The 6974-nt window shown below is 42.5% G+C and carries 6 protein-coding genes; all 6 read left to right on the top strand.

Annotated elements, in window-relative coordinates:
• On the top strand, window positions 1-2142 hold a 2142-nt coding region (locus A3735_RS02375), incomplete at its 5' end, for an RND family transporter (RefSeq protein ID WP_231882347.1).
• A gap of 204 nt (window positions 2143-2346) precedes the next feature.
• Window positions 2347-3162 (top strand): outer membrane lipoprotein-sorting protein, encoded by an 816-nt coding sequence (locus A3735_RS02370; protein WP_068515813.1) that lies wholly within the window; start codon window positions 2347-2349, stop codon window positions 3160-3162.
• 197 nt (window positions 3163-3359) lie between these two features.
• On the top strand, window positions 3360-4532 hold the full coding sequence (locus A3735_RS02365; RefSeq protein ID WP_082865477.1) for an alanine--glyoxylate aminotransferase family protein: 1173 nt from the start codon (window positions 3360-3362) through the stop codon (window positions 4530-4532).
• A 69-nt stretch (window positions 4533-4601) separates the two neighbouring features.
• A complete protein-coding gene (locus tag A3735_RS02360; RefSeq protein ID WP_068637525.1) occupies window positions 4602-4856 on the top strand; it encodes a hypothetical protein in 255 nt (84 codons plus the stop codon).
• A gap of 51 nt (window positions 4857-4907) precedes the next feature.
• Complete coding sequence (locus A3735_RS02355) at window positions 4908-6101, top strand: site-specific integrase (protein WP_068637523.1); 1194 nt, start codon at window positions 4908-4910, stop codon at window positions 6099-6101.
• A partial coding sequence (locus A3735_RS02350; protein WP_156499343.1) for a hypothetical protein occupies window positions 6098-6974 on the top strand: 877 nt, incomplete at its 3' end. The genes A3735_RS02355 and A3735_RS02350, both read left to right, overlap by 4 nt.

Here is a 6974-nt window from a genome sequence, read left to right as displayed (position 1 = left end):
CGAGAGACTTTAAGCATCATTGAAGAGCTTACCGAAATGTCTTGGCAACTTCCCTACTCAATACGCGTGGACTCTATTACCAATTACCAACACACTATTGCAGAAGACGATGACCTTTTGGTAGACAACCTGGTTACAGATGCAAGCAATTTATCGAGCAGTGAAATTGCGTACGCAAAGAGTGTCGCACTCAATGAGCCCTCAATTGCCGGGCGCCTCATCGCCGCTAACGCCGATGTTACCGGCGTCAACGTTTCTATGGAAATGCCTGGGCTGGATCCTAGTAAAGAAACACCCGAAGTAGCCGCTGCAGCCTACGAGATTCAAGCTCATTTAAATCAAAAGTATCCCGACCTGACTGTATATGTGACCGGACAAATCATCTTTGACAATGCCTTCAAAGATGCGGCGATGTATGACTTATCGCATATCGTCCCCTTAGCATTTTTGATCGCCATCACCTGCATTGCGATCTACATGTTTGCTGCAAGCCGGAGCATCATTACGGTCTTCTCAGGTAGCTTTTCCATCATAGTTGTCATTATTACTTCAATCCTATTCGCGCTTGGTATCTCTGCGTGGCTGGGTATGGATATCACCACCGCATCCGCCAATGCACCAACAATGATTCTGACACTAGCAATCGCCGATTCGATTCATATCCTGGCATCTTTCTTCCAGCAAATGCAGTCAGGGAAAACCAAGGCTCAGGCTGTTATCGAAAGCTTACGTATCAATCAGCAACCCGTTTTTTTAACCAGTGTCACAACCGTAATTGGTTTCTTGTCTCTGAACTTTAGCGACTCCCCTCCCTTCCGGGACTTAGGAAATATTGTCGCCTTAGGCGTAATTGGTGCATGGGGATTCTCTGTATTGCTACTGCCTGCACTCATTATGCTTCTGCCATTCCGAGTTCAATCACGCGAGCATAAAGAAGGCGGCTGGACAGTTACGCTATCAAACTGGGTCATCAAACACTCTAAACGTCTACTCATTGGCACAATGGTTATTATGGCTGGCAGCATTTCTTTCTTACCTCAAAACGAATTGAATGACGTATGGGTCGAGTATTTTGACGAGCCAATGAGACAAAGACAGGCAGCTGATTTTACCAGAGAAAGGCTCACCGGCTTAGGCTACATATCCTTTATTGTTGAAGCCGAGGAAGAAGGTGGAATCAACGAGCCTGAGTATTTGGCAAACCTTGAAAAGGCAGCAAACTGGTTAAAGCTTCAACCAGAAGTTCAACACGTCTCGACCTTTACTGATGTCATGAAGCGTCTGAACAAAAATATGCATGGTGATGACCCTAGCGCATATAAACTCCCTGATAATGCAGAGCTCGCCTCACAGTATTTATTACTTTATGAAATGTCACTCCCTTACGGACTCGACTTGAACAATCAAGTGGACATCAACAAAGCCAAGACTCGTTTAACAGGCTATCTAGCGAAAACATCTACTTCGGAGCTTCTCGCTTTGGAAGAACGTGCTCAGAGCTGGTTTTCCGAAAATATTCCTAGCCTTAAATTTTCCCACGGGATAAGTAGCGATATCATGTTCGCTCATATTGGTCAGAATAACATTCGCTCCATGCTACAAGGTACATTTATCGCTTTAATCATTATCTCTGTTGTGTTGGCTTTCAGTTTACGCTCTGCATATTACGGCTTTGTTAGCCTACTTCCCAATCTCCTTCCGGCCTTAGTTGCTTTTGGTGTTTGGGGAATGACCGTTGCACAAATCGGTATTGGACTATCTGTTGTATTCGGAATGACCTTGGGGATCGTCGTCGACTACACCGTTCACTTTTTAAGTAAATTTTTACGTGCCAAGCGAGAGAATCAGCTATCTACCGAGGATGCGATTCGCTATGCCTTTAGTACAGTTGGCGTTGCGCTGTTGGTCACCACATTTATTCTATTTGCGAACTTTGCTGTATTAGCTATATCCGACTTCTCTATGAACTCCGATATGGGACTGATGACGGCCGTAACCATCGTTGTCGCTTTACTTGTTGATTTTTTCTTCCTTCCACCGCTTTTACTGTTTTTGGTTGGAAGTAAACGTAAAAAAGCTAAGCAAGATTTAACAATCGATGATCAAGGTATCCTAGATCAAAGAGCACCCTTAAATGGCTAAGTCACCTAAAAAGGTAACTCAACAAACTGATAGTGCTACTTTCTACTCATGGAAAGTACCGTTCCAAACGAAGTAAGGGATTTCAGTTTAACTAATCGACATTTTCGTATCTAATAGGCGCTAGCTTCTAGCATCATCATATAGTTTCTCAATGATGCTGCTGCAGTGCCAACTAACAAGATAACAAGACCGAGGACAATATCCATGCTATCTAACCTTTCTGCTCGCGGTGTAAAGAAATCCATCGCGATATTATCCTGCTTTACTGCCTTGAGCCTCTCAGGCAACACCTTTGCAGAAACACCTCAAGAAAAAGGTTTAGCTATCGCCATTGAATCTGATAAGCGAAACACTGGTTGGAAGGACTCTACTGCTGACATGACGATGACCTTACGCAACAAACGTGGTGAAGAAAGTGTTCGTGTTTTGCGCGTAAAATCCCTCGAAGTCGAAAATGATGGTGACAAAGGCTTAACCATATTTGATGAGCCTAAAACTGTTCGTGGTACTGCTTTACTGACGTTCTCGCACAAAGTTGATGCGGATGATCAGTGGTTATTCCTACCAGCACTAAAGCGTGTTAAGCGAATCGCGTCTAAAAACAAGTCTGGCCCATTCATGGGAAGTGAGTTTGCCTTCGAAGACTTAAGCTCACAAGAAGTTGAAAAGTATAGCTATGAGTACTTAAAAGACGAAGCGTGTGGCACAGAAACCTGCTTTGTTGTTAAACGCTTCCCAACAGATAAAAACTCTGGCTACACAAGCCAAATTGCCTGGATCGACCAGAGTGAATACCGCGTCCATAAAATTGAATTTTATGACCGTAAAAAAGCGCTACTAAAGACCCTCAACTCTAGTGATTACAATCAATATCTTGACCAATACTGGCGCCCGAATGTGATGAAGATGCAGAATCACCAGACAGGTAAAAGCACTGACTTAATCTGGAGCAATTTTCAGTTTTCTACCGGGCTAAGTGATAGTGACTTCACCAAGAACAGCTTGAAGCGCGCTCGCTAGTCTAATTTCCGCTCTATTGACCTAAACAGCACTGCAAAAAATGTACATCCAGTCACAGATAATGTGATTGTTTGTACATTTTTTCTTTTTTAGCTGCATAAACATCGCCCTGTCATACTCTCGCGTCTATACTGGCATCTTCATATTTTTAATAAAATAATACAGAACTAACCAGTAACACAGGCAGCACCCGAACTATGCAATCATTTCACGCTCCAAACCGCATCTTAATGGGCCCTGGCCCGTCAGATGTTTCCGAAAGAGTACTTAAAGCACTATCTCAGCAAACCATCGGTCATATGGACCCTAGCTTTGTATCGCTAATGAATGAGATAAAATCTCTTCTTCAGTACGTTTTCCAAACCAAAAACGAACTTACGATTCCGGTATCTGCACCAGGTTCATCTGGTATGGAAACCTGCTTTATGAATATGGTTGAGCCGGGTGACAAAATTCTTGTCTGCATTAACGGCGTATTTGGCATGCGCATGAAAGAAGTCGCGACTCGCGCAGGTGCTCAGGTTGAAGCCATCGAATTTGAGTGGGGCGAAGCTGTTGAGCCAGAAGTAGTAGACCAGAAGCTTTCAGAAAATCCTGATATTTCAATGATCGCTTTTGTTCACGCTGAAACCTCTACCGGTGTTCGCTCTGATGCAAAAGCCTTATGTGCAATAGCTCAACAACATAACTGTCTTTCAATCGTTGATGCCGTCACCTCTTTAGGCGGTTCTGATGTTCAAGTTGATGACTGGGGCATAGACGCAATTTATTCAGGCACTCAAAAGTGCTTATCTTGTATCCCAGGTCTCTCTCCGGTCAGTTTTAGCACTAAAGCAATTGAAAAGATCAAAGCCAAAAGCTCTAAGAACTACAGCTGGTTCCTCGATCTAAACCTGGTCATGGACTATTGGGGTGAAGGTGCTAAGCGTACTTATCACCATACTGCGCCAGTTAACAGTTTGTATGCACTACACGAATCGCTATTAATTCTTAAAGAAGAAGGTTTGGAAAGCGCTTGGGAACGTCATGAGCTGCACCATAAGGCACTGGTTGCTGGTCTAGAAGCGCTCGGCATTGAAATGCTAGTGCCTAAAGATATTCGCCTATCTCAACTTAATGCAGTGAAGATTCCAGAAGGTATTGATGATGCGACTGTTAGATCAACACTACTTAACCAGTACGACTTGGAACTTGGTGCAGGGCTAGGTAAGTTTGCTGGCAAAGCATGGCGAATCGGCTTAATGGGCAATGGCTGTAATCGTAAAAACGTTGATTACTGCGTTAGCTCTTTAGGCGCGGTGCTTAACGAACTTGGACATAGCTGCGATGTCGACGCTGCAATGTCTGCAGTAGAGAATGCATACCCATAACCCAATAGACAGGGCTAGGGTATGAGTAATCCACTCCTACCCTAAGCTTTGTATCTCAAGCAAAGCGAAATGAAAAAACTCCTTTTGGTCGCCCACAGCCCGTCTGAAAATACACAAGCCCTACAACAAGCTCTGTGCCAGGGTGTCATCAGCCAAGCTCTTGAGCAAGTTGAATTCAAGTCGAAAACTCCTTTTGAAACACAAGCAGAAGATGTACTAAGTGCAGACGCCATTATACTCGGCACTACCGAGAATCTAGGCTACATGAGTGGTGCCCTCAAAGATTTCTTTTCCTTATATACATTTAATCTTTCATTTTTGTAGGTCAGTAGGATTATAGTATCGTTTAAATATTAAATTAAGCGAACCTACAGTATGCCTACACATGTGCATTGCCTAAAAAACTTTGAATACAACAGAATGCACTTCGATTTGCTATGGGTTATTCGTGATGGGAATGGATCCCCACCAATATTACCTTTAGCGTACTCTTGTTTCTTATCTCGATACGGGACTGTTTTTAAATCGATTCAACAATCAGACAGGCAGTCTCGCACTAGGCTCTATAAGCTGGAATCAACCGATGCAGAAGACGCAACGATAAGATCTTATATCTATGCCCTATCGAATTTCCTCACATATTTAGAAGACAGCTCGAAAACTAATCGAGAATTAGGTGCCCATGCAACCTCGTCTTGCACTGAAAAGCTAGTAAACAACTATATCAATTCAGTACTGGTGGATAAGCTCGACTCCTTAAGTTCGTTGCAAACTCACCATGCTGCGCTTTCCTCATATTTCAATTGGCTTGAATATATGGCGATTAGTCCAAGTCTAGAGTTGCGTATATATCGCAAGACAAGAAAGGAAATGGCTATTAAGAACAATAAGCAACATTACATCCAATATATTTCAAAGCACGCACGTCTTGAACTTCTGAAATCATGCAAAACCCAAGGAGAAAAACTCATTATCAGGTTGGGATATGAAGTTGGCTTAAGGACTTCCGAACTTACCGGATTGACGGTGACCGGAGAAAACAACCTTAGAGACTTGTTTAGCAAACTAGACAAGAACGACTTTGATCACATCAACATGTTCGAGTACTGGTTGAAAGGAAAATATACAAAAGGCCAAAAATCTAGGTGGATTTACTTCGATCGTCACCTTCTGTACGACATGAAGAGATATGATGAAACTGAACGAAAATTCTTAACAAACTCCAATAAGAAAGAAGAGCAAAGCTTCTTTGTTCGAAGAGACCAAAGATACAACGGTACAGGGATTAGTGCGTCACATGGCTCAAGAATCTTCAAAATTCGAGCCAAGGAAGCCGGCTTAAACCCGATGTTGAGCTTTCATGATCTCAGACATACTTTTGCTACCGAGCTTTACCATAGAGAGTTGCATAATAGTGAAGGTAGAGAAACAAGATCTGAATCTGCCGCACTAATAGTTGTAGCGCAGCGTTTGGGGCACTCCTTCGGCCTCGATGGAAACGCACCCAGCGTGACAACACGCTACATTCGAATGAGGCTACAAATGCAAGATATAGAGATGGCAGCATGATTTCGAATGGCCCAGAAACAACACTTCTTCGACAAGAAGATTATCAAACTCCAAGCAGCCCAAAGGCATTTGACCCACTACTGCTGGATCAACCAATAAGACTAAATGGCAAACCGAAGCGGGTATTCTACAAAACGGCGAAGGGAAAGGTTCGAAGTTTTGGATTGAACGAATCAAACCAAATACATGATGTGTTGTTGTTAGCTTTCGGATATGGCATTTATTCTAGTGATATAACTAATCTAGAAAAACGAACCCAAGAGCAATACTCATCGTCAGTTGGGCAGTTTTTCGATTGGATTAACGAATACAAATATCACTCTTGCTCGAAAAACAAGTATCGCTGCCTAAAAGACTATGAGTCATTCAAAATGAATCAGAGGGGAGTTAAGACTTCCCCTATAGGTATTCTAAAAGTAGTTTTAAAAAGCGGGTTAGATGCACCTTTGATTTCGCCACAAGACAGAAAATATATTGAACAACTACTGACTCTTTCAATTCCCGTAAAAACCAATAAAAAAGAAAGCTCAACCCTGAGTGATTGGTTCAGTATATCTTGGCTGCAACATCACTTAGGAAGCACAAACTATTTAAAGCTCGAGAGCCCAAGCAGAATTTTCTCTAGCTTCAGAGTGACCATTGGGTCAACGTTATTGTATTTATTGGATATTCGAGACAATTGGCACCTTCATCCTGACATCGAGTTTGAGTCGAATTATAAGAACTGGTGCTATGACTGGAATAGATTGTTGATAGGAAAAATTGGTCAGTTCGACAATAACGGAGAAGCTACAGACGAGCTGACGAAGGTTTTGTTGCAAGATTTAATAAAACCATCTTGTCATGAAAACGTTAAAAACCAAATAAAGCATG

The organism is Oleiphilus sp. HI0061 (genome assembly GCF_001635675.1).
Note: the sequence above shows the minus strand (reverse complement) of the source record. Positions and strands in the feature narration are given on the sequence as shown.